A 19,499-nucleotide genomic window follows, 5' to 3' on the forward strand; every position below is an offset into this window, starting at 1 on the left:
TTTATACTCATTTTCAACCAAATCCAACGTTTTTGCAGCTAAAGTCCCTCTTTCTCTTGGTGTTATATCCTCTTTAAGGACTACAAAGATGCATGGACAAGCAAACGACAGAGTGAATGAAGCATAACGAAATGACAGACTCATTCGTTATGACGGGTTTGAACGATAAAAAGTTGCACAAACAAAAACTTTTTATATGTTGTTAAACCACACACAGCAAAATGAATCAAACATGAAAGCTCAACAATTCATGTGTTACTCATTGTAGCAAATCAACCAACCAAATTCTACTTCAGTATACCCAAACGATGGTTACTTGAATCTAAAGGATGTACAATGTTATACACGCTAATTTTACATCTTCATCATGAAAAATTCACAAAATGATTATCTTCTGTTAATGTTACCTTGTTAAGATGTGTTCAAACTTCAGTCCAACCATAACTTGCTACTACGGAGGGGATATTATGACCCGTCTGCTCTCATGGTTATTGCAATGCGAACGACAGCTGTTTTTCTGGATTAATCATCGGATGCATCATCGCATCACGAGCTTTGTCCTATATTCATTTACCCACTTAGGTGGAGCAACATTTACAATAGCATGTTCATCGCTTATTGCGCTGTTTAGCCCTGCACCTTGGAGTATGGCAGGCTGGCAAGCTCTACTTGCACTAGGCATTAGCCATATACCTGTTGTACTTATTAAAAAGGTATACCCGCGGCTTCGTCCGCATGTAGCTATGCCTGACATACGTACATTTCGGAAGCCGCTCGTCGATCATTCATTTCCTTCTGGACATTCAACAGCGGCATTTTCGATCATTGTACCCTTTATTGCGTTGATGCCGCAGCTAGCCTGGATTCTTGTTCCTGCAGCCAGCATTGTGGCATTGTCTCGCATGTATCTTGGTTTGCATTATCCTTCGGACTGCTTGGCAGGTGCTATACTCGGCGCAGGAACAGCAGCGCTAACCGTATCACTATGGCCGAGCAACTTAATGGATTACTCATTCGTTTAATGTGGTAAGAGAAGTTGAAGGGATAACCTACTTGCAATCCGTCAGATTCAAAGTGTTTAAAATTCAATCGAGGAAAGGTGACAGGTATGGAACAACAAGCCTTGTCCATGTTCAACGATACAGAAGCACAATGGTTCGGCAGCATAACGGGTGAAAAGAAACGCATTTTGCTTTTATCCGAACGCTTCGGGGCAGGTCATACACAAGCTGCACATGCATTATCCGTTAGCTTGCGTAGAACTTCTCCTCATGTCCAAACACGTGTTATGGAGCTTGGAAAGTTCTTGAACCCAATAATGGCACCGCTCATCATCGAAGCTTATCGCCATACCGTAACAATACAGCCAAAGCTTGTCGGCTACATGTACAAAAAACAATATCGTCGTTCTTTAAATCGTCTTACGACACTTGCCCTGCATCGTCTATTTTACACGCATGCCATGTCGGTATTTCGACAGTTAAAGCCAGATATGATCGTATGTACGCATCCGATCCCGAACGCCGTCGTCTCTCGACTTCGCCGTCAAGGTCTGAACGTACCCTTATATACATTAATTACCGATTATGATGCACATGCTGCATGGGTGTCACCTATGGTCGATCGCTATTTGGTATCTACAGATGAAGTGAAAAAGAAACTAGTAGAGCACGGTGTCCATCCTGGGCGCATTGAAATTACTGGGATACCGGTTCATCCAAAGTTCTGTGAGCAGCATGACCGCAACATGAAAGCAGACATTCGCAAACAGTTAGGACTTAAAGAAATGCCAACGGTTATGGTCATGGGTGGCGGTTGGGGACTTATGGACCCCAATGATACGAACGAGTTGCTGACACGTTGGACCAATCATATTCAATTCGTATTTTGTGTTGGCAACAATGACAAGCTGCGTGAGAAGCTACTTAAAAACCCACGCTTCCAGCATGAGAATGTGCATATGATTGGCTATACGAATGAAGTGGATAAGCTGATGGATGTATCAGACCTGCTCGTAACGAAGCCCGGCGGCATGACATGCACAGAAGCACTAGCTAAGGGCATTCCTATGCTGTTCTACAGTCCACTGCCTGGACAAGAGGAAGAGAACTGCCAATATTTCACAGCCAAAGGGTATGGTGAACCGATTGATTGCCCGAAAGCGGTGGCCAAATGGATGAGCAAGCTAGCCTATGAGTACGAAGAAGTATCTGCGAGAAGGATGGCCTATGTACAAAATGCATCACGCTATCACCCGCAAGCATGTGCGGAGTCATTACTGCATGATTTATTAGGCGAAAAGCAAATGCTTAGTCGTTTGTAAAATAGTCTGTCCGTTATCGACAACATTCGGCAATTGCAAATAAAAGAACGGATCGTAGTACATTGGGTAGATAAGAAAGTCGTATTAGCAAAGCAAGTAATGAACTATATCGAAATTCATGTTTATATAACAAAAAAATCCCCTTCGTATCCGAATCGAATTACGGATCTGAAGGGGATTTTTTTGTTATAAGCTAGTTGGCAAATGTAACTCAAATCGCCAAATTTAATAGAGCCTAGTCCGTCTAGTTCTCTTCTTGGTCGTCTTTTTCTTCCGCAACAGCACGACGCTTCTCCTGCTGTTTCTCTTCTCGATATTTCCGAATCGCCTCTTCACCTACAACAACTTCGATACGATGAATGTTCATTCCTTTGCCCATGAACTTTTGCTCGTATTCTGTCATCACATGCTCTTCATTAATTCCATCGCGATGAAGGTTCAATGAAATACGACGCGTAATAAGCTCCATATCTGCAAAGCTGTTCAGGGAAGATTCGAATAAAGTCTCTGAATCTGTCTTGAAGTGAATCTCTCCCAGCTCGTTCATAATATGAATATATTTCTCAACGAAGCGGTAATGTGTCAAACGGCGACGAGCGTGACGCTTCTTCGGCCATGGATCACTGAAATTCAAGTACACGCGCTCCAACTCATTTTCCGCAAAAACATTTTCAATAAATTCAACGTTCGTGCGAACGAGCTTCAAGTTGGCTGGATGAGGCAGCTCTGTCTCAAGGCCTTCCACTGCTTTCATCGCCTTTTCGCTTGCACGTGCAAGCAGTTCGTCGTACATATCGATACCGATAAAGTTAATATGCGGGTACTTCAAGCTCATTTGTGTAACGAACTGGCCTTTCCCCATACCGAACTCTACCCAGATCGGGTTATCATTTCCAAATAAACTGCTCCATTTCCCTTTATGGGCTTCTGGCTCCAAAACAACAAGTGAAGTCATATGCTCCAGTTGTGAGAGAGCACCTTTTTTACCACGCAAACGCATAAATATAGGCCTCCATATCATGTTGGTCGTATTTGTAATCCATTCAATCAAAATAAACGGAACAACCGCAGCAGCAACGTTCTGCACGAATTGAGCAGAGTACGCATGTTGTGAAGTGGTCCCAGTAAATGAATTCGTAGTGTACAGTAATCCTCACATTATACAGAACGATGACGTGATAACAAGACAACTGTTCCGATTGTTAATTGTGCCAAAAAGACCATCCCCCTGTAAAGCACGAAAAAAAGGAATGCCGCGAAAGGCATCCCTTCTCCATAACTATCTTCCTTAAGTATCATCATAATCGTGCATTAATTGCTGACAATCTCGTATTGACGCTCTACAGCTTGACGTACCTTTTGCTGAGCAGCTGCCTTTACTTCAGACCCGTATGGGAATTGCTGCCCCATTAATGCCATCGCTTCCTTAATCGTCAACTCTACTGCAATCTTCTTTTCCCCTTGCGGAATCGTAAATAGATCGCCCATCGTTGTTCACCTCACCTTATTTCGATGTCTTTACATTTGTAAGCATCGTCTGGATCAGTCCGACTTATTCTATACTATTCTATCAGTAAGCGCTTTCTTCCTCCTTGAAAATGTAACATTTTGTGTAAGTTTTATTGAAGCTCAACTTCGCATTTGTACCCTATTTCTGTTACAATAAGTAGTGCATCTTCATGATGCTTATGGACGATTGGAAAGGGTTTAACATATACCTATGACACATACAGAACAACTTATTACTGAAGTCGAGTTCAGCGATGAACAACCCATGCTATGGGCAGACAAACGGTTTCATACATGGAATTATGAGATGCGCGAACAGTTCGGAGAAAAAGTATTCAAAGTGATGCTCGATGCTGGCTTTACTTGTCCGAATCGGGACGGAAATATTGCAATTGGCGGCTGCACCTTTTGCAGCGCACGCGGTTCCGGCGACTTCGCTGGACGCCGTCGTGACGATCTCGTCTCTCAGTTCAATACGATTCGCGATCGCCAACATACGAAGTGGCCTAATGCCAAATATATTGGCTACTTCCAAGCTTATACGAACACCTATGCACCAGTAGAAACGCTGCGAGAGTATTTCGAGGTCATCCTTGAACAGCCGGGAGTCGTAGGGTTATCGATTGCCACACGACCAGACTGCCTACCTGACGATGTTGTCGAATATTTGGCAGAGTTGAATCAGCGAACGTATTTGTGGATTGAGATGGGATTGCAAACCGTGCATGAATCCACATCCAACTTAATTAACCGTGCACATGATACTGCCTGCTATATAGAAGCAGTGGAGAAGCTGCGCAAGCATGGCATTCGTGTGTGTACCCATATTATTTATGGCTTGCCGCAAGAGACACATGAAATGATGATGGAGACGCTGCGCCAAGTATCTCGTATGGATGTGCAAGGCATCAAGCTGCACCTGCTTCACCTCATGCGCAAGACACCGATGGTTAAGCAATACGAGGCTGGCTTGCTGCGCTTCTTGGAGCAGGATGAGTACATTAAGTTGATCGTAGACTCCTTGGAGCAATTGCCACCGGATATGATCGTTCATCGCGTTACTGGCGATGCGCCGCGCGATCTTCTTATTGGCCCGATGTGGAGCCAGAAGAAGTGGGAAGTGTTAAACGGCATCGACAGAGAGCTAAGATTACGCCATACATGGCAGGGCAAGTATTGGAGGGCGAAGTAAGATGGGATTCCTTTCTGTGCTGAGCTTTGCCCAGCAAATGGTGAAAGAACGCGTCCAACTAGGCGATCGCGTAGTAGACGCAACGATGGGTACGGGCGTGGACACGTTGTTCCTCGCCCAGCTTGTTGGAGAACGCGGACACGTAGCCGCGTTCGACATTCAGGCGCAAGCGCTGGAACTGACGCGTAAGCGCCTCGACAGCGGCCTAGGCCTGGACGCAGCAGCGCATGTGGACTTGCGGCTTGCAAGCCACGCCGACCTTGTCGGTGCGCTGCCCCCGGAGTGGCACGGGCAGACGGCTGCCGTCATGTTCAATCTTGGCTTCCTGCCAGCGGCAGAAGCCGACAAGGCTGTCATGACGGAGCCGTCTACGACGCTGGCTGCGCTAGAGGGGGCCTTGGCTCTGCTGCGCCCTGGCGGCGTGCTTAGCGTCGTGCTGTACCCGGGCCACGACGGGGGCGACCGCGAAGCGGACGCCGTCCAGGCTTGGGCCGCTGGCCTGCCCCAGGTGGTTGGGCAGGCGTTGATCTACCGCATACTGCAGCGCCCGCATGCACCTTACGCGATCGCCATCGAGAAGCGGCGGAGCTAGGTTAGCTGCATCAGCGAGCATCTGTTCTTTACAAAAATACGGAAAATCCACAACTCACCCGAATCAGTTGTATCCTTCCTATAGTCTACCTACTAGGCAGTGGAAGCTACATATAGATCAAGTCCAGATCGAACAAGACAAGACTACAGCTAAAAGGAGACGAAGAAGATGGCCGTACGCAAACTCGAACATACGGGGATTATGGTGCGCGATTTAGAGCAATCCATTGCCTTTTATACCGATATTATCGGCATGACGTTGAAAAGTAAGCTTCTTCATACGAATGGCATTATTGAATTAGCTTTTTTGGGCTTTCCGGATCAAGACAGCATTGAGCTTGAACTCATCCAAGGCTACAATGATAACTTGCCTGCTGAAGGAAAAGTGCATCATCTTGCCTTTACCGTCGATGACATCGAGTCTGAATTTGAACGCATTCAACAGCTTCAAGTTGAACTTATCGATCAGGGAATCGTGACATTGCCCAACGGCAGCCGCTATTTCTTCTTCAAAGGACCTGACGGCGAACATCTTGAGCTGTTCCAAACAACTAGAACTTAACTAACATGGGAGTGAAGAGACATGACAATACCATATCCACTAAAATTCCAACCCGAGTTCAAAGAACGTGTCTGGGGCGGACGTGCCTTGGAGCAATTCGGGCTTGAACTACCAGTAGGTCATATAGGCGAAGGCTGGATGATCGGTGACCATCCGAATGGCATTACACAAGTTGTGAATGGTGAGCTTGCTGGAAAAGGATTGGATGAAGTTCGTGAACAATTTGGACGCGAATGGTTCGGCACGAAAGGCTTCTCTGAAAAAAACGGACGCTTCCCGCTGCTTATTAAGCTGCTTGATTGCAACGATGACTTGTCCATTCAAGTTCATCCTACAGATGAATACGAAGGCTTACCTACAGGCGAGCTTGGAAAAACAGAAATGTGGTATGTACTCGATGCCAAACCAGGTGCTAAGATCATTTACGGCCTAAAAGAAAACGTCGATCGTGCTGCTCTAGCACAAGCTATTGAAGAAGGACGTATTATGGAGGCACTTCAAAAAGTTCCTGTTCAAGCGGGAGACTCCTTCTACATTCCTGCTGGTACCGTGCATGCTCTATGTGCTGGGGTTGTGGTAGCTGAAGTGCAGCAAAATTCCGATACCACTTACCGTCTGTATGATTACAACCGCCCTGGCCTTGATGGCCAGCCACGTGAGCTGCATATCGAGGATTCCTTGAATGTAATTGCTTACGAAGGCGCAGGAGCAACTCGCATGAAGACAGACGATGCGAAGCCTAATGAGTGGCTGCAGCTTGCACAATCACCGTACTTTATTGTGGAAAAAGGTATCGTAAGCACACCTTGGGCGTTGTCAACGACTGCTGAGAGCTTTGTTATTCTCGTTATTTGCGATGGTACAGGTACGCTTAGCTGGGAACAAGGCTCTATCGATTTCCGTTCTGGCGAATGTTTCTTAATACCAGCCAACTTGGGCAGCTATACACTTGAGGGCAACTGCACAGTCCTTCGTTCTGTTGCACCTTAATAGTTCTGAATGATCGTTGGAAAGTATTTTTAAGATAAATGAACACATCCGTTTGTGCACTCATTTTGATCTAAACCACATAGCTGCAACTTGTTAGTTAAGGTTAAGGGATCCGTTTCATTTAAGCGGATCTCTTTTCTTTATATTGATTTTTAAGCATTGATATTATATTCATACGATGTTTATTACGATACCTTTCGTAAGCTTCGATACGTCCCTCACGGAACTCAGCGCTTATCAATTCTTATTCATAGACAGTAAAAATCACAAATTGTTCATGGACTCGGATAATTTTGTGACTAATTTCACATGAATGAATGTTCAAACTATTTACGATGTAAGTAAGACCATTACATACCACTATTTACATCAGTACATGCAATTGCACAGAGTGAAAAAAGCTTATTGAACTGCATCACAATGTTAAGGTTGTAGTTCAACGATTTCAACTATAAAGAAAGGATGATCGTAATGAAACGAACAGCACTCGTCTTTATAGCCATTTTACTAACGATGGGCGTAGCATGGACGGCATATGGAGAAGAAGCACTGCCTCCGCCGAAACGATTGACAACAAAACATATGATGGCTGATCTCAAACATGCGTACACGATGCTGCTTCAACACCATCCGCATTTCAAAGAGATGGATATTCATATGAAATCGGACTGGATTGATAGATACAATAATTATTTACAACTAATTAAACAAGCCGAGGACGAAGAACAATTCAAACAAGTTATGCAAATCATGCTAAATGACTTCCGAGATGAGGATACGCGTTTATTAGCCAAGGATGAGTATGATGACTATTATGATCACTGTCAGAGTGTACAACAATCCGCTTTTAAGGATGAGCTAGAAAAAATGTCAGCAAAACGTCGATATGCCCACCAGTCAACGGACGAATCGAACCATCAGTATATGCATCGTAAACATCACCAAGAAAGCGATATGCACAGTGAAGAGATCGACCTGCAAATGTTCACACTGCCGAACAGCGGTTACGTTCTACGCCTCCCTAATTAAATGCAAGATCATTACAACTCTCTCAAACGTCACTTTGTAAAACTTGAGCTTTACGACGAACCTTACTATCAAAAACAGGACCTCAACTTCCACTAAAGTGGAGTGCGAGATCCTGTTTTTATTGTCATGCTGGGCGTCTACTATCGCGTGAACACGATTGAAACATCACAATTCTGACCATTTAGCGATTTCACGTATTTGTTTATCAGCCTACAGCTACGCTAGCAACACCTTATCGGACACGACGAAGACAAGTGGACGGCCATTTTCCTGCTGTTGGTATACAACAATTACAATGGATGACTCTATATCCGCTGAAGGTGCAGCGGTTAGTGTCTGAACCGACGTCGTCACTTCCATAGATTCATTCTGTACATCTTGATTAGAAGGGTCGTTGGAATTTCCATCATCCACCGAACCTTGCCCCGCTGTCTGACCTACAACCATCCAATAGGCAACATCGAACGGCATTCGCTCTACAACCGCATGCTTGTGCAGCTCACGCTCATTCAACCCAAGTGCCGCAAAGTCACTGCCCAATCGCTCAGGATGTTCCGCTGCTGCACGAAGAATACGCCCTACCCCATCTTTATCAAGTACGTCCTGCCACCATATTTTACGAGGCTTGTACTTGTGGTTCATAAAGTAGTCCAACTTCATTAGCCCTTGAGCGACCTCTGGATGCTTCAGTTCGCGCTCTCCCAAGAAGCTGCTAAGGCGGACGAATAGATCTTCCAACTGATGGCCAATCTTCTGCCATCCCTGGCCCTCCCAGTAGTCACCAAACGCTTGGAAGAAATCAAATGGGGAACCAAACTCACGCTCCATCAAATGCTCCATCGTCGTATCCAGACGATGCGAGTTCCAATATTTTTCCAACACATCTTCTAGACGCTTAAGACGGACAACATCATCAAATGGCAATATATCATTGCTGAGCATCTCGTACGGAGCATGATCCATATAGACATATCCGTACTTTGCAGCATCAATACGCAACCCCGTTCCACGCAGCAGCTTCAAGAAACCAAGCTGGATTTCTTCCGGACGCAGCGCAAACACATCATTAAACGTTGTACGGAATATCGCATAATCTTCCAATGGCAGGCCAGCAATTAAATCAAGATGCTGATCAATCTTCCCACTGTCTTTAACCTTAGTTACTGTACGCGTCAATTTCTTAAAGTTCTGGCGACGCTTCACAAGTTCGTTCGTTGGGTCATTCGTCGACTGCACACCAATTTCAAAGCGGAATATACCTGGAGGTGCGTGCTCAGCTAAGAAATCAAGCACTTCTGGACGCATAATATCTGCCGTAATTTCGAATTGGAACACGCAGCCGTTATGATTATCAATGAGGAACTGGAAAATTTCCATCGCGTAATCTCGCTTAATGTTGAAAGTCCGATCGACAAATTTAATCAATTTCGCACCATTGTTAATGAGATATAACAAATCTGACTTCGTACGCTCCATATCGAAATAACGAACGCCAACCTCAATACTAGAAAGACAAAATTGACAGCTGAACGGGCAGCCCCGGCTCGTTTCGAAATACACAACACGACGTCCCAAATCAGGCAAATCCTCCGCAAACCGATACGGAGTCGGAATTTGATTCAGGTCCAGCTTCGGACGCGGTGGATTAATGACAACCTCATTCGTTTTATTACGATATCCAAGCCCAAACACAAAGTGATATTTTTGATCCGTACTTATTTCTCGCAGCAAGTGAAGCAGTGTCTCCTCCCCTTCACCTACGATAATGAAATCAACATCAGGAAGACGCTCCATCCAATACGTCGTATCATAAGATACTTCAGGACCACCTAGCACTACTTTGACTTCCGGTAATACTTTTCTCAGCATGCTAATGACTTTTATCGTCTCTTCGATACTCCAAATATAACAAGAGAATCCAATCACATCAGGTTTGCGCTGATATAGATCAGATACGATGTTCATCACAGGGTCTTTAATCGTAAATTCTGCCAGCTCTATCGGAAATTCCGGTTCACAATGCGCTTTCAGGCATCGGATGGCGAGTGATGTGTGAATATATTTTGCATTTAACGTTGCTAGTACGACTTTCATAGTAGCTCCTTTCAACGGCTAACCAGCCAATCCTCTCATTATAACGATTTTTCGCCCATTATTCGAGATTCTATACGACATCTATTAAAATAAAAGGAAGGACCAACCTTGGTAAAGGAGCAGTCCTCTCCAATGTGTAGTCCCTCTAACATGTATCCTGTTAAAATGTACGAAAGTCATTTTAAGTTCTTTACAAAAAAAGAGACTTTTGTAACATTCTCTTTCTGTGCTGCTCACTTCGACAGCTCTTAATACCCTTCATCCTCATGCCAACCAGACGGCTCATCCTGTGCTGCCTCCTGCTGCTCCAAATTGCGGAACAATTCAAGGAATGGCTGTCCAAACTTCTGTACCTTCGCCTCACCAACACCTTTTACTTTCAGGAATGCATCCACTGTTGTTGGTCGCTTCTCCGTCATTTCGCGCAGCGTGCTGTCGTTGAATACGATATATGGTGGTACATTCGCTTTGTTAGCTATATCACGACGCAATAAACGAAGCTGCTCGAACAACGTCTCATCAACTGCCGCTTCCACCTTCGGCTTCAGCTCGTTCGCAACTTTCTGGAATACTTGCTGCTTGCCCTTCAACACATCTGCCGCTGTAGGCAGCAAACGAACAACAGGATATTGACCTTCACTCAGACTTAAGTATCCGTCAGCAATAAGCACGTAGATAAGATCGGAGATTGCCTTCTCTGTCAGATGACGCATCATGCCATGGGTTGGCAATATATCAAAACCATTTTGCACAACCTTTTTGTTTCGAGAACCTTTCAATACCGAGGCAACCATCGAAACACCCCAACGCTCTCTCATCCGATAAATGCAGGAAAAGATTTTTTGCGCATCCAACGTAATGTCGACTTGCTCACGCTCATCCTTACAATTGCCGCACATCCCACAAGGTTGTTGGTCGATCTCGCCAAAATAACGCTGCATATACGTAACAAGACACTCCGGCGTATAGCAGAAGTCAATCATGGACTGTAGTTTCTTATATTCATGGGCTTTGCGCTCTGGCAATGCTTCACTCTGCTCAATAAAGAACTTTTGCGTCAAAATATCCTGCGGGTGGAACAGCAGCACACATTCACTCGCTTCTCCATCTCGTCCCGCACGGCCTGCCTCCTGCACATACGCTTCCATATGCTTCGGCATGTTGTAATGCAGTACATATCTGACGTTAGACTTATCAATCCCCATACCAAATGCATTCGTCGCTACAATAACCCGAATGTCATCATATAGAAATGCTTCCTGCATGTGCGCGCGCTCATCATCCGACAATCCTGCATGATAGCGCCCTGCTGGAATGCCTGCCTTCACCAGCATGCTATGCAAATCTTCGACATCTTTACGAGTAGAAGCATAAATAATACCAACCATATTCGTACGCTGGCGCACATAGTTCAACGCGAAGTCTTTGCGAGTTTCACCGCGCAGCACCGTAAACGCAAGATTATCGCGCTTGAATCCAGTCACAATCAATTCGGGATCTTGCAGTTCCAACAGACGGATCATGTCCTCTGTTACCTCTGGCGTTGCGGTTGCCGTAAATGCTGCAAGCAGCGGGCGCTCACCATAGTTATGCGCAGCCAATTCACGTACAAATGGTGCAATCGCTCGGTAGCTCGTCCGGAAGTCATGCCCCCACTGCGACACACAGTGCGCTTCATCCACAGCAATAAAGGCAATGCGCAACTGCTTGGCGCGCTCACGGAACCATTCACTTTCCAATCGTTCGGGTGCAACATATAGCAACTTCAACTGTCCGCGCTCTGCTTCGTATAAAATTCGTCCTGCTTCAGAAGCATCCTGCGTACTATTTATATAGCCTGCTCTTACCCCTAAACTGTGAAGCGCATCAACTTGGTCTTTCATTAAAGAAATGAGCGGTGAAATGACTAATGTCAAACCATGCTGAAGCAGCGCTGGCACTTGATAACAGATCGATTTCCCTCCGCCAGTTGGCATAATGCCGACGGTATCTTTTCTTTGCAGCAAATGGTTAATAATTCGAGATTGTCCTTCCCGAAAATCATCATAGCCATAAACTTTTTGAAGCGTCGAACGCGCTTCACTCATCGTCAATGTCATGCGATCAGATGCTCCTAACTTTGATTAATAAATGACTCAGCTGCAAGGTCTATTCAAAATTACCTTGTGATTCCATCCGTCCATATGCGGAAACGCCTTATCATTAATTATAACATGACTATTCCCCTTCGTGCTTTCGATAGCGTGAGATAGCTCTTTTTGATATGATGGGAGTATTCAATCCGTAATGATGAACGGAATTCATGATCGGCTTGCACTTACGCTGCATGAAGAAACAGAAAGAGGTCAACGATGAAGAAACGAAACAGCTACGCATCACCTACTGGAAAGCCAACTCAACAAAGAAGCGGTGGCTCCAATAGAAACCATAGTAAAAATAGAAATCAAGGTCTGGAACATGCTACATCAAGACCACCCAAACCATCTAAGCATACAACTGCGAAAACATCACAACATACACCAGTAAAAGCACCTGCAAAGCCGCAAGCTAAATCTTATACGGTGGAACAATCGTCTGAACTGCTAAGCTTCTTGATTGCACATATAAACATGGGTCGCAATGCAGTAAAATCCGTACTAGCACGTGGACAAGTATCCGTAAATAGCAAAGCGACAACCATATATAACTTCCAACTAGAACCAGGCGATATTGTCACAGTGAGCAAAGAGAAAACGAGCGATGCACCTGCCTTCGTGGGATTGAGAATTATCCATGAAGATGATCATGTAATTGTAATCAACAAAGATGCTGGTTTGCTTTCCGTTGCTTCGCCACAAGAAAAAGAACTGACAGCTTACCGACAGCTTACAACACATGTGCGCCAAGCGCATCCAGCCAATCGCATTTTCGTCGTTCATCGTCTTGATCGCGATACATCTGGTGTTATGATGTTTGCGAAGAGTGAGCATGTCCAGCAGACGCTGCAAAATGCATGGAAGGAAAAAGTACAGGAACGCTTATATATCGCCCTTGTTGAAGGGACTGTTACTAAACCAGAAGGTACGATTTCCTCATGGTTAAAGGAGAGCAAGACGCTGAAGATGTACTCCAGCCCATATCCAAATGACGGTCAGCATGCGGTTACTCATTACAAAGTACTGCAGTCCAACCGCCAGTATTCCTTGCTGGAAGTACAGCTTGAAACAGGTCGCAAAAACCAAATTCGCGCGCATATGGAAGACATCGGACATCCAATTGTTGGCGATAAAAAATACGGTGCAAAAGTAAGAACGATAGGCCGCCTCGGCTTGCACGCTCGCGTTCTTTCCTTTACGCATCCGACAACAGGCAAAGTGCTTCGCTTCGAAACAGACATTCCGAAGAAATTCACGAATCTATTCACAACTGTGAATTCTTAGTCTCAGCTTCCTCTATATAAGCAAGCGAAAAGGGACGGTCATAATGACTCGTCCCTTTTCAGTCTATTGAATTGGCATATCTAAGCACCTGTTGTAGGTATTAATCTCGCAACACCACGTATAGCTTACTTGTTATACCCTGCCTCACCATATGGCTGCAGCTCATTCAGCCACTTCTCTTCCAGCTTTTTCAATTCTTCTTTCTCATCAAAATAACCATGTTCTTTCTTTTTCAAAATTTCCAATGTTTCAATTTCAAACGCCGCTTCTCCATACGTCTTCCATTCTGCTTGCAGCGCCTTATTCATATGTCCGCCCATATTAAGCTGAAATTTCTTGCCTTCAATCGTTCGCAAATTCGACGTGCTCACCACAAGCCGTTTATTATTCGTCGTATTGCGGATCTGATACACGCCCGCTTCCGTCTTTATTTCTTTGTATGCTGCTTTTAATTCTTCTCTGCGATTCACTTCTATCGCACTCCTTTCTACTCATAAAACCTCTAATTCATATGACTAGCTCTTACTTGAGCCAATATTCACTACCGTCTTCTTTACGATCAAGAAAGCCATATTCGATCAAATATCTGCGCAAAGTTACGTAATCATCGTAAACCGCTTTTAAAATCTGATTAACTTCTTTTTCACTATAAATCGTACCCATCTGGAAGCGCGTAGCAATCTCTCGCAACACGACTAACTTACTCTTCTCTTTCATCGAGAATGTCTTTAACTTGCCATCCGTCCCGTCCGGGAAATATTTGGCCAGAAGCTTATCATTCTCTTCTTGCGTCACGTTATATCGCTCATCTACCATCGTAGCCGTCTTATGATACTCTACAAAAGCAGGTGCGTGTTCATCCTTCTCCTTCAACAGCTCCATTAACGTTAAGAACACCTTTGCTTGACGTTCTTTCTCCTTCAATACAAAGCGGTGATTCCGAATCGTGGAGGCACTTCCGATGCCCATCTGCTGCTGAATTTCACGATCGCTTTTCCCCTCATAAAAACATTGCAGCAAGCCGTTCTGGTGTTCCGTCAAACCTGTCATCTTCTTATCCATCTGAATGAGATAATGGAACACGGATTGGTGCTCACGCTCAATATGGAGGCGCGTATATCGCTCAGCTTCATACAACGTATCGCCTTGCTTATAGATAATGCCTTTCTCCACCTTCTGACCGCACAACAAACAAACATATTGCTGTTCTTGCTCATGATATCCTTGCTTCAATTCATCTATAGAAGCATTCCAGAACATTTCTGATATATCCATACCTAAACACATCCTATTTTCGTTTGTCTTTATAATAGACATTATTACTCATCGTTTATATATTGTCAAATAAAAAGCAAACAATTGATTCATTTGTCTATGAATTTTCCTCTGAGATATCCTATTTACACTTTTCGGGCTATACTGAAGATAGCTCTGTATTTCCATTTTCCATATCATAAAAGGAGAGATCATCGTATGGCTTACTTTGCAGCTATTTTGAACATGAAAGATGTTTCTAAAAATGCTACTTATCGCCCTGACCATCTAACTTACCTTGAAAATCTGCACGCGCAGGGAAAAATCTTTGCTAGAGGGCCCTTCGCGGACGGCACAGGTGGTATGGTTGTTTATATCGCAGACTCCTTTGAAGAAGCGAAGCAGTTGGCAGAGCAAGATCCATACATTATTGAAGGTGTACGTCACTTGGAGTTAAGAGAATGGGGTCTTATGTAAGCGTCTGAATTTCGTTTCTCAACAGCTGCCTTTCAAGCTAAGTTTGTGCTTGGAGGCAGCTAATTATATATATCAGAATGATTGGGAGTGACATATTCATCTTGTTCCTTATCATCCTCATCCTATCTCTCCAAAGATTGTTTTTCCTATCCATGACATTTGTCGTTTATAATAAATAGATTGCACAATAAGATCGGTTATATAGGGAGGCTTCACATGTTTACCGCAGTATTGTTGTTTATTGTCGCTGGACTTGCCGAGATTGGCGGAGGATATCTTATTTGGCTGTGGTTAAGAGAGTCCAAGCCGCTTTCCTATGGCATTTGGGGAGGAATTATTCTTATCGCTTACGGAATTATCCCCACGCTACAATCATTCCCTTCTTTCGGAAAAGTGTATGCAGCTTACGGAGGCGCATTTGTTATGCTTGCTATCCTTTGGGGCTGGCTTGTAGATAAGCAAGCGCCTGATCGATACGATATCATCGGCGGATTAATATGCCTTATCGGCGCTGCTGTTATATTGTGGGCTCCACGCTCTGCATAAAGGTACTAAGGGGGAAGGATAACACCTTCCTTCTTCTCCATTGATTTTCCTTTTTCGCTACGATTATCCTTCATAGAATCTTGTACTTCCATCAATAATGTCCCCTCTATTTCGACACACACCTCATAATTAAGGCTCTTATTTTATAGTAGAAAGCCACTCTTCTTACATCTATATACAAATTAGTAGGAATAAAGTAACAAAAAAATTATAATCTCCCTTGTTGATTTGTGTTACATTTATTTGAGATCAACCCGCAACATTCGCCTATTATTTCGCGTCTATTGAGTATGGTAATTTTAAGTATTACATGTTTGAATTGGATGATTTACTAACGAGGGATGGAGGATTATGTCGACTACCATGAAAAAATACGGTCTCTTGCTAATGTTACTGACGTTATTGTTTACGCTTCCTACTATTGCTGCTGCTGAGCAAAGTGAAAAATCTACTAATCTCACACAATCTACTACAAAGAGCAAAAAATCTGCTAATGGAACTAAGGATACGAATACTACTGAATCTACACAACTTATTCAACCTACTCCTAGCACGAAGGATGCAAAGAGTACAAGCATTATAATAGACGACAAGAAACTTACGCTCCCTTCAAATGCTGAAGTAAAAAATATGAATCAATCTGTCATGATTCCGCTTCGAGTTGTCATTGAGCATCTTGGTTTCGCTGTCGATTGGCAGAAAGAGTCCAAACAGCTTCATATTTCTGATGGCACCAACAAAATAGAGTTAACGGTAGGAAGTAATACCTCTATCGTAAATGGAACTGAAACGACATTAAGCAGTCCACCTGTCGTTGAAGGTGGTACAGCGCTTGTACCTCTTCGATTTGTTGGAGAGCAATTCGGGTTAAAAGTTCGTTGGGATAATGCCAACAAGTCAGTCTTAATTCAAACACCTCCTCCTCCTAAAGAAGAGGTGAACCCAGATCCAAGCCAAAATGAAACGATACCTCCTGGAAATAAAGGCTCTAATAAGGGTTCTCATTCAGGTACAGCACAAATAAACAGTATCGACTATATGGATAATAAATTGATGGTCGAAGTGCAAGGAACGGTGCAGCCTAAAATATTTACAATGACTGAGCCCAATCGAATTGTTATGGATATTCCCGCAACAGCCTTCACCACCGATTTTATTAATGGACAACTTACGAATGGCAAAGCAGGATTTCATGGAAAACTCGACAATATTATAGATAACCCTCACATCGAGCAAGTCCGCTACTCTTTATTTGACGAAAAGTCTAGTACGATTCGTATCGTACTAGACACGAGAGCAGACATCGGCTACACCATTACCGACGGTGGCAGTGAATCAGGGTTACTTACGATGGAACTGCATACCGGAGATCAAGTAGTGCCCCCGGCAGTTACGGATCCTCCGACAACGACACCACCGATAACTACGCCGCCAACTACGATTGACGGCAAAAAAATTGTTGTAATCGATCCCGGTCATGGTGCGAGAGATTCAGGTGCTGTCGGCGTTTCAGGTAAATACGAGAAAGATTTTGTGCTCGCATTAGCACTAAAAGTGGAGCAATTACTGCTCCAAGAAGAGAATATCCAGGTTATGATGACACGAACAGATGATACATTCATAGAGGTCCCAGATCGGATAGAGGTGGCCAACCGTGTAAATGCAGCAGCATTCGTATCCATTCATGCGAATTCAGCAGCACCAAATCGTAAAGCTGGTGGAACTGAAACGTATTATTATCCGACGTCGCATGAAACATTTGCTGATATTATGCACAAGCACATATTAGGCGCAACGAAATTTACAGATCGCAAAGTAAAAAGGCACCCGTATACAGTACTAGCTAAAGCCAAAGTACCTGCCGTTCTATTAGAAATAGGGTTCCTATCGAATCCTCAAGAAGAACAACAAATGCTATCTGAACAATTTCAAAATCGTGTAGCTGTAAGTATTGTAAATGGAATTAAAGAATCCTTAGGCGTAAAATAAAAAACAGGCTTTATCATAACTCACCTCCATTCCCCACAACATTTGTGGCTTAATGGAGGTGAGTTTTCTCTTGCTTTATATGTAAAAAAAGTGCTTGCAGGACAAGCACTAGGCAGTACCCTGCAAGCACAAACTAGTTATTAATATTCGCCACCGTATACTTTATGGTGACAGTCGCTGCGGTGTTTTTTGTGTTTTTTCTTGTGTCCACCACCGTAGCTTTTTCCACCACCATAGCTTCCGCCGCCGTAGCTGCTTCCGCCGTGAGAGCGAGTACCCAAGTTTACTTTGAATTTCTTTACTTTCTTCACAGTGAAGACTTTCTTTTCGATAACTTTAATGATTTTTTTAGCGCTCTTCTTCACGCTAGTATCGATAAGTTTTTTACGGCCGTTACCGTTGCCATTGCCATGACCGTTGCCATGTTTACGTTTTTTGGATTTTTTATGGTGGTTCTCAAATTCTCTACCCATACGTAATCCCATCCTTCATATTAAATATTTTGTCTTGCACCACATTATATGAACAGCAAACAGCAGACTCCACGGCGTGAGCCTGCTGCTATGAAAGATGGTGAGAACATATATTTATATGAAAAATAGTATATTAGAGGGCTTTATTTGTAACGTTTAATAAACTGTACCGCTTTACGAATATCTTCTGCTGGGTCGGTTCCAACTTCACGTTCAATCGTCAGATAACCATTAAAGCCAATGTCTACTAGCGCTTGGAAATAGTTATCAAAGTCGACGTTCCCTTCCCCTAATGGAAGCTCCTTGAACGGACCATCCGTGGCCATTTCAGCCAGCTTCTCATGACTCATCGGCTCAAAACCCAACATGCCATACACTTCCCGCGGATCAACTTCACGCACGCGAGTGCCGTCCTTCACATGAGTGTGCACAATGTAATCTTTTAACGTATAAACACCTTGCACAGGATCATCACCTGTTACCATGACCATATTCGCTGGATCAAAGTTAACAGCCATCCCCCTGCCAGTTAATGAATCAAGGAACTGTTTTAAATGGGACGATGTTTCTGGTCCTGTCTCAATGGCAAAATGTCCACCTACACTGTTCGCATACTGACTGAGCTCCTCACAAGCATGCTGCATCGTCGCATAGATAGAATGGTCTTCATTAGGGACAATGCCAATGTGAGTCGTTACAATATTTGAACCCAAATCAAGAGCCAAATCTAGAATACGCTTTGACTTTTCAATCTTCCACGGATTTGCCTCTGGATCTTGGAATCCATGCCCTGCCAAGTCTCCTACTAACGCAGATACTTCTAATCCTAAATCTTTAATATAGGATTTCAATTCCTTGCGAGCAGTTGAAGATAGATTAGCAGGGTCCATGTCCCCTTCTACCGCATAAATCTGTACACCATTCGCGCCTACCTCTTGTGCCTTACGCAGCGCTTCTTTTAAGGGCAATTTGAAGCTATCTGTCATTACCCCAATCGGTTGATGAATCTTTACCATATTTACTCGCTCCCTTCCAATCACCTATAATTTCA

At 43.9% G+C, this 19,499-nt stretch carries 19 protein-coding genes; 11 read left to right on the top strand and 8 right to left on the bottom strand.

Annotation, left to right across the window (positions count from 1 at the left end):
* Positions 1–467: 467 nt before the first annotated feature.
* The gene (locus tag IFO66_RS11020) at positions 468–1,022 is read left to right on the top strand and encodes a phosphatase PAP2 family protein (RefSeq protein ID WP_192025190.1); all 555 of its coding nucleotides are present in this window, start codon (positions 468–470) and stop codon (positions 1,020–1,022) included.
* Between the two features lie 107 nt (positions 1,023–1,129).
* On the top strand, positions 1,130–2,323 hold the full coding sequence (locus IFO66_RS11025; RefSeq protein WP_192025273.1) for an MGDG synthase family glycosyltransferase: 1,194 nt from the start codon (positions 1,130–1,132) through the stop codon (positions 2,321–2,323).
* Positions 2,324–2,567: 244 nt separating this feature from the next.
* On the opposite strand, the gene trmB is transcribed toward IFO66_RS11025, so the two are convergent.
* Together trmB and IFO66_RS11035 are read right to left on the bottom strand one after the other, a co-directional pair.
* Positions 2,568–3,323 (bottom strand): tRNA (guanosine(46)-N7)-methyltransferase TrmB, encoded by a 756-nt coding sequence (gene trmB, locus IFO66_RS11030; RefSeq protein ID WP_192025191.1) that lies wholly within the window; start codon positions 3,321–3,323, stop codon positions 2,568–2,570.
* 311 nt (positions 3,324–3,634) lie between these two features.
* A complete protein-coding gene (locus tag IFO66_RS11035) occupies positions 3,635–3,811 on the bottom strand; it encodes a hypothetical protein (RefSeq protein ID WP_186785881.1) in 177 nt (58 codons plus the stop codon).
* A gap of 232 nt (positions 3,812–4,043) precedes the next feature.
* Here IFO66_RS11035 and mnmL point away from each other — a divergent pair, with 232 nt between their 5' ends.
* The 5 genes from mnmL to IFO66_RS11060 all read left to right on the top strand — a co-directional run bounded on the left by mnmL (position 4,044) and on the right by IFO66_RS11060 (position 8,196).
* Positions 4,044–5,024 carry a tRNA modification radical SAM protein MnmL/YtqA gene (gene mnmL, locus IFO66_RS11040; protein ID WP_192025192.1) on the top strand — a complete coding sequence of 327 codons (981 nt, stop codon included), beginning with the start codon at positions 4,044–4,046 and terminating at the stop codon, positions 5,022–5,024.
* A gap of 1 nt (position 5,025) precedes the next feature.
* Positions 5,026–5,616: a tRNA 5-(aminomethyl)-2-thiouridylate-methyltransferase MnmM gene (gene mnmM, locus IFO66_RS11045; protein WP_192025193.1), complete on the top strand. Its 591-nt coding sequence runs from the start codon at positions 5,026–5,028 to the stop codon at positions 5,614–5,616.
* A 168-nt stretch (positions 5,617–5,784) separates the two neighbouring features.
* Positions 5,785–6,177: a VOC family protein gene (locus IFO66_RS11050; RefSeq protein ID WP_192025194.1), complete on the top strand. Its 393-nt coding sequence runs from the start codon at positions 5,785–5,787 to the stop codon at positions 6,175–6,177.
* 21 nt (positions 6,178–6,198) lie between these two features.
* Entirely contained in the window at positions 6,199–7,167 is a 969-nt protein-coding gene (locus IFO66_RS11055) for a type I phosphomannose isomerase catalytic subunit (RefSeq protein ID WP_192025195.1), read from the top strand.
* Between the two features lie 471 nt (positions 7,168–7,638).
* The gene (locus IFO66_RS11060; protein ID WP_192025196.1) at positions 7,639–8,196 is read left to right on the top strand and encodes a hypothetical protein; all 558 of its coding nucleotides are present in this window, start codon (positions 7,639–7,641) and stop codon (positions 8,194–8,196) included.
* Between the two features lie 216 nt (positions 8,197–8,412).
* On the opposite strand, the gene IFO66_RS11065 is transcribed toward IFO66_RS11060, so the two are convergent.
* Positions 8,413–10,290 (bottom strand): B12-binding domain-containing radical SAM protein, encoded by a 1,878-nt coding sequence (locus IFO66_RS11065; RefSeq protein ID WP_192025197.1) that lies wholly within the window; start codon positions 10,288–10,290, stop codon positions 8,413–8,415.
* Between the two features lie 248 nt (positions 10,291–10,538).
* Positions 10,539–12,389 carry a DNA helicase RecQ gene (recQ, locus tag IFO66_RS11070; protein ID WP_192025198.1) on the bottom strand — a complete coding sequence of 617 codons (1,851 nt, stop codon included), beginning with the start codon at positions 12,387–12,389 and terminating at the stop codon, positions 10,539–10,541.
* Between the two features lie 252 nt (positions 12,390–12,641).
* Between recQ and IFO66_RS11075 the strand changes: the two genes are divergently transcribed.
* Positions 12,642–13,709: an RluA family pseudouridine synthase gene (locus IFO66_RS11075; RefSeq protein WP_192025199.1), complete on the top strand. Its 1,068-nt coding sequence runs from the start codon at positions 12,642–12,644 to the stop codon at positions 13,707–13,709.
* A gap of 125 nt (positions 13,710–13,834) precedes the next feature.
* Here the strand turns inward: IFO66_RS11075 and IFO66_RS11080 are convergent, their stop codons facing one another.
* Positions 13,835–14,179: a GIY-YIG nuclease family protein gene (locus IFO66_RS11080; RefSeq protein ID WP_192025200.1), complete on the bottom strand. Its 345-nt coding sequence runs from the start codon at positions 14,177–14,179 to the stop codon at positions 13,835–13,837.
* A 52-nt stretch (positions 14,180–14,231) separates the two neighbouring features.
* The gene (locus tag IFO66_RS11085; RefSeq protein ID WP_192025201.1) at positions 14,232–14,984 is read right to left on the bottom strand and encodes a DUF2087 domain-containing protein; all 753 of its coding nucleotides are present in this window, start codon (positions 14,982–14,984) and stop codon (positions 14,232–14,234) included.
* Positions 14,985–15,182: 198 nt separating this feature from the next.
* Between IFO66_RS11085 and IFO66_RS11090 the strand changes: the two genes are divergently transcribed.
* The 3 genes from IFO66_RS11090 to IFO66_RS11100 all read left to right on the top strand — a co-directional run bounded on the left by IFO66_RS11090 (position 15,183) and on the right by IFO66_RS11100 (position 17,975).
* Positions 15,183–15,440: a YciI family protein gene (locus IFO66_RS11090; RefSeq protein ID WP_192025202.1), complete on the top strand. Its 258-nt coding sequence runs from the start codon at positions 15,183–15,185 to the stop codon at positions 15,438–15,440.
* Positions 15,441–15,656: 216 nt separating this feature from the next.
* Positions 15,657–15,986: a YnfA family protein gene (locus IFO66_RS11095; protein ID WP_192025203.1), complete on the top strand. Its 330-nt coding sequence runs from the start codon at positions 15,657–15,659 to the stop codon at positions 15,984–15,986.
* A 351-nt stretch (positions 15,987–16,337) separates the two neighbouring features.
* Entirely contained in the window at positions 16,338–17,975 is a 1,638-nt protein-coding gene (locus IFO66_RS11100; protein ID WP_192025204.1) for an N-acetylmuramoyl-L-alanine amidase family protein, read from the top strand.
* Between the two features lie 140 nt (positions 17,976–18,115).
* Here the strand turns inward: IFO66_RS11100 and IFO66_RS11105 are convergent, their stop codons facing one another.
* Positions 18,116–18,448: a hypothetical protein gene (locus tag IFO66_RS11105; protein WP_192025205.1), complete on the bottom strand. Its 333-nt coding sequence runs from the start codon at positions 18,446–18,448 to the stop codon at positions 18,116–18,118.
* A 143-nt stretch (positions 18,449–18,591) separates the two neighbouring features.
* The gene (locus tag IFO66_RS11110) at positions 18,592–19,464 is read right to left on the bottom strand and encodes a sugar phosphate isomerase/epimerase family protein (RefSeq protein ID WP_192025206.1); all 873 of its coding nucleotides are present in this window, start codon (positions 19,462–19,464) and stop codon (positions 18,592–18,594) included.
* Positions 19,465–19,499 lie beyond the last annotated feature (35 nt).

Source organism: Paenibacillus arenosi (genome assembly GCF_014841135.1).
Lineage (GTDB): Bacteria > Bacillota > Bacilli > Paenibacillales > Paenibacillaceae > Paenibacillus_B > Paenibacillus_B arenosi.

Coding starts and splice junctions, on each gene's coding strand:
- IFO66_RS11105 (WP_192025205.1), bottom strand. CDS start 18,448: ATGGGTAGAGAATTTGAGAACCACCATAAAAAATCCAAAAAACGTAAA.
- IFO66_RS11065 (WP_192025197.1), bottom strand. CDS start 10,290: ATGAAAGTCGTACTAGCAACGTTAAATGCAAAATATATTCACACATCA.
- IFO66_RS11055 (WP_192025195.1), top strand. CDS start 6,199: ATGACAATACCATATCCACTAAAATTCCAACCCGAGTTCAAAGAACGT.
- mnmM (WP_192025193.1), top strand. CDS start 5,026: ATGGGATTCCTTTCTGTGCTGAGCTTTGCCCAGCAAATGGTGAAAGAA.
- IFO66_RS11060 (WP_192025196.1), top strand. CDS start 7,639: ATGAAACGAACAGCACTCGTCTTTATAGCCATTTTACTAACGATGGGC.
- IFO66_RS11100 (WP_192025204.1), top strand. CDS start 16,338: ATGTCGACTACCATGAAAAAATACGGTCTCTTGCTAATGTTACTGACG.
- mnmL (WP_192025192.1), top strand. CDS start 4,044: ATGACACATACAGAACAACTTATTACTGAAGTCGAGTTCAGCGATGAA.
- trmB (WP_192025191.1), bottom strand. CDS start 3,323: ATGCGTTTGCGTGGTAAAAAAGGTGCTCTCTCACAACTGGAGCATATG.
- IFO66_RS11035 (WP_186785881.1), bottom strand. CDS start 3,811: ATGGGCGATCTATTTACGATTCCGCAAGGGGAAAAGAAGATTGCAGTA.
- IFO66_RS11090 (WP_192025202.1), top strand. CDS start 15,183: ATGGCTTACTTTGCAGCTATTTTGAACATGAAAGATGTTTCTAAAAAT.
- IFO66_RS11020 (WP_192025190.1), top strand. CDS start 468: ATGACCCGTCTGCTCTCATGGTTATTGCAATGCGAACGACAGCTGTTT.
- IFO66_RS11085 (WP_192025201.1), bottom strand. CDS start 14,984: ATGGATATATCAGAAATGTTCTGGAATGCTTCTATAGATGAATTGAAG.
- IFO66_RS11025 (WP_192025273.1), top strand. CDS start 1,130: ATGTTCAACGATACAGAAGCACAATGGTTCGGCAGCATAACGGGTGAA.
- IFO66_RS11050 (WP_192025194.1), top strand. CDS start 5,785: ATGGCCGTACGCAAACTCGAACATACGGGGATTATGGTGCGCGATTTA.
- recQ (WP_192025198.1), bottom strand. CDS start 12,389: ATGACATTGACGATGAGTGAAGCGCGTTCGACGCTTCAAAAAGTTTAT.
- IFO66_RS11095 (WP_192025203.1), top strand. CDS start 15,657: ATGTTTACCGCAGTATTGTTGTTTATTGTCGCTGGACTTGCCGAGATT.
- IFO66_RS11075 (WP_192025199.1), top strand. CDS start 12,642: ATGAAGAAACGAAACAGCTACGCATCACCTACTGGAAAGCCAACTCAA.
- IFO66_RS11110 (WP_192025206.1), bottom strand. CDS start 19,464: ATGGTAAAGATTCATCAACCGATTGGGGTAATGACAGATAGCTTCAAA.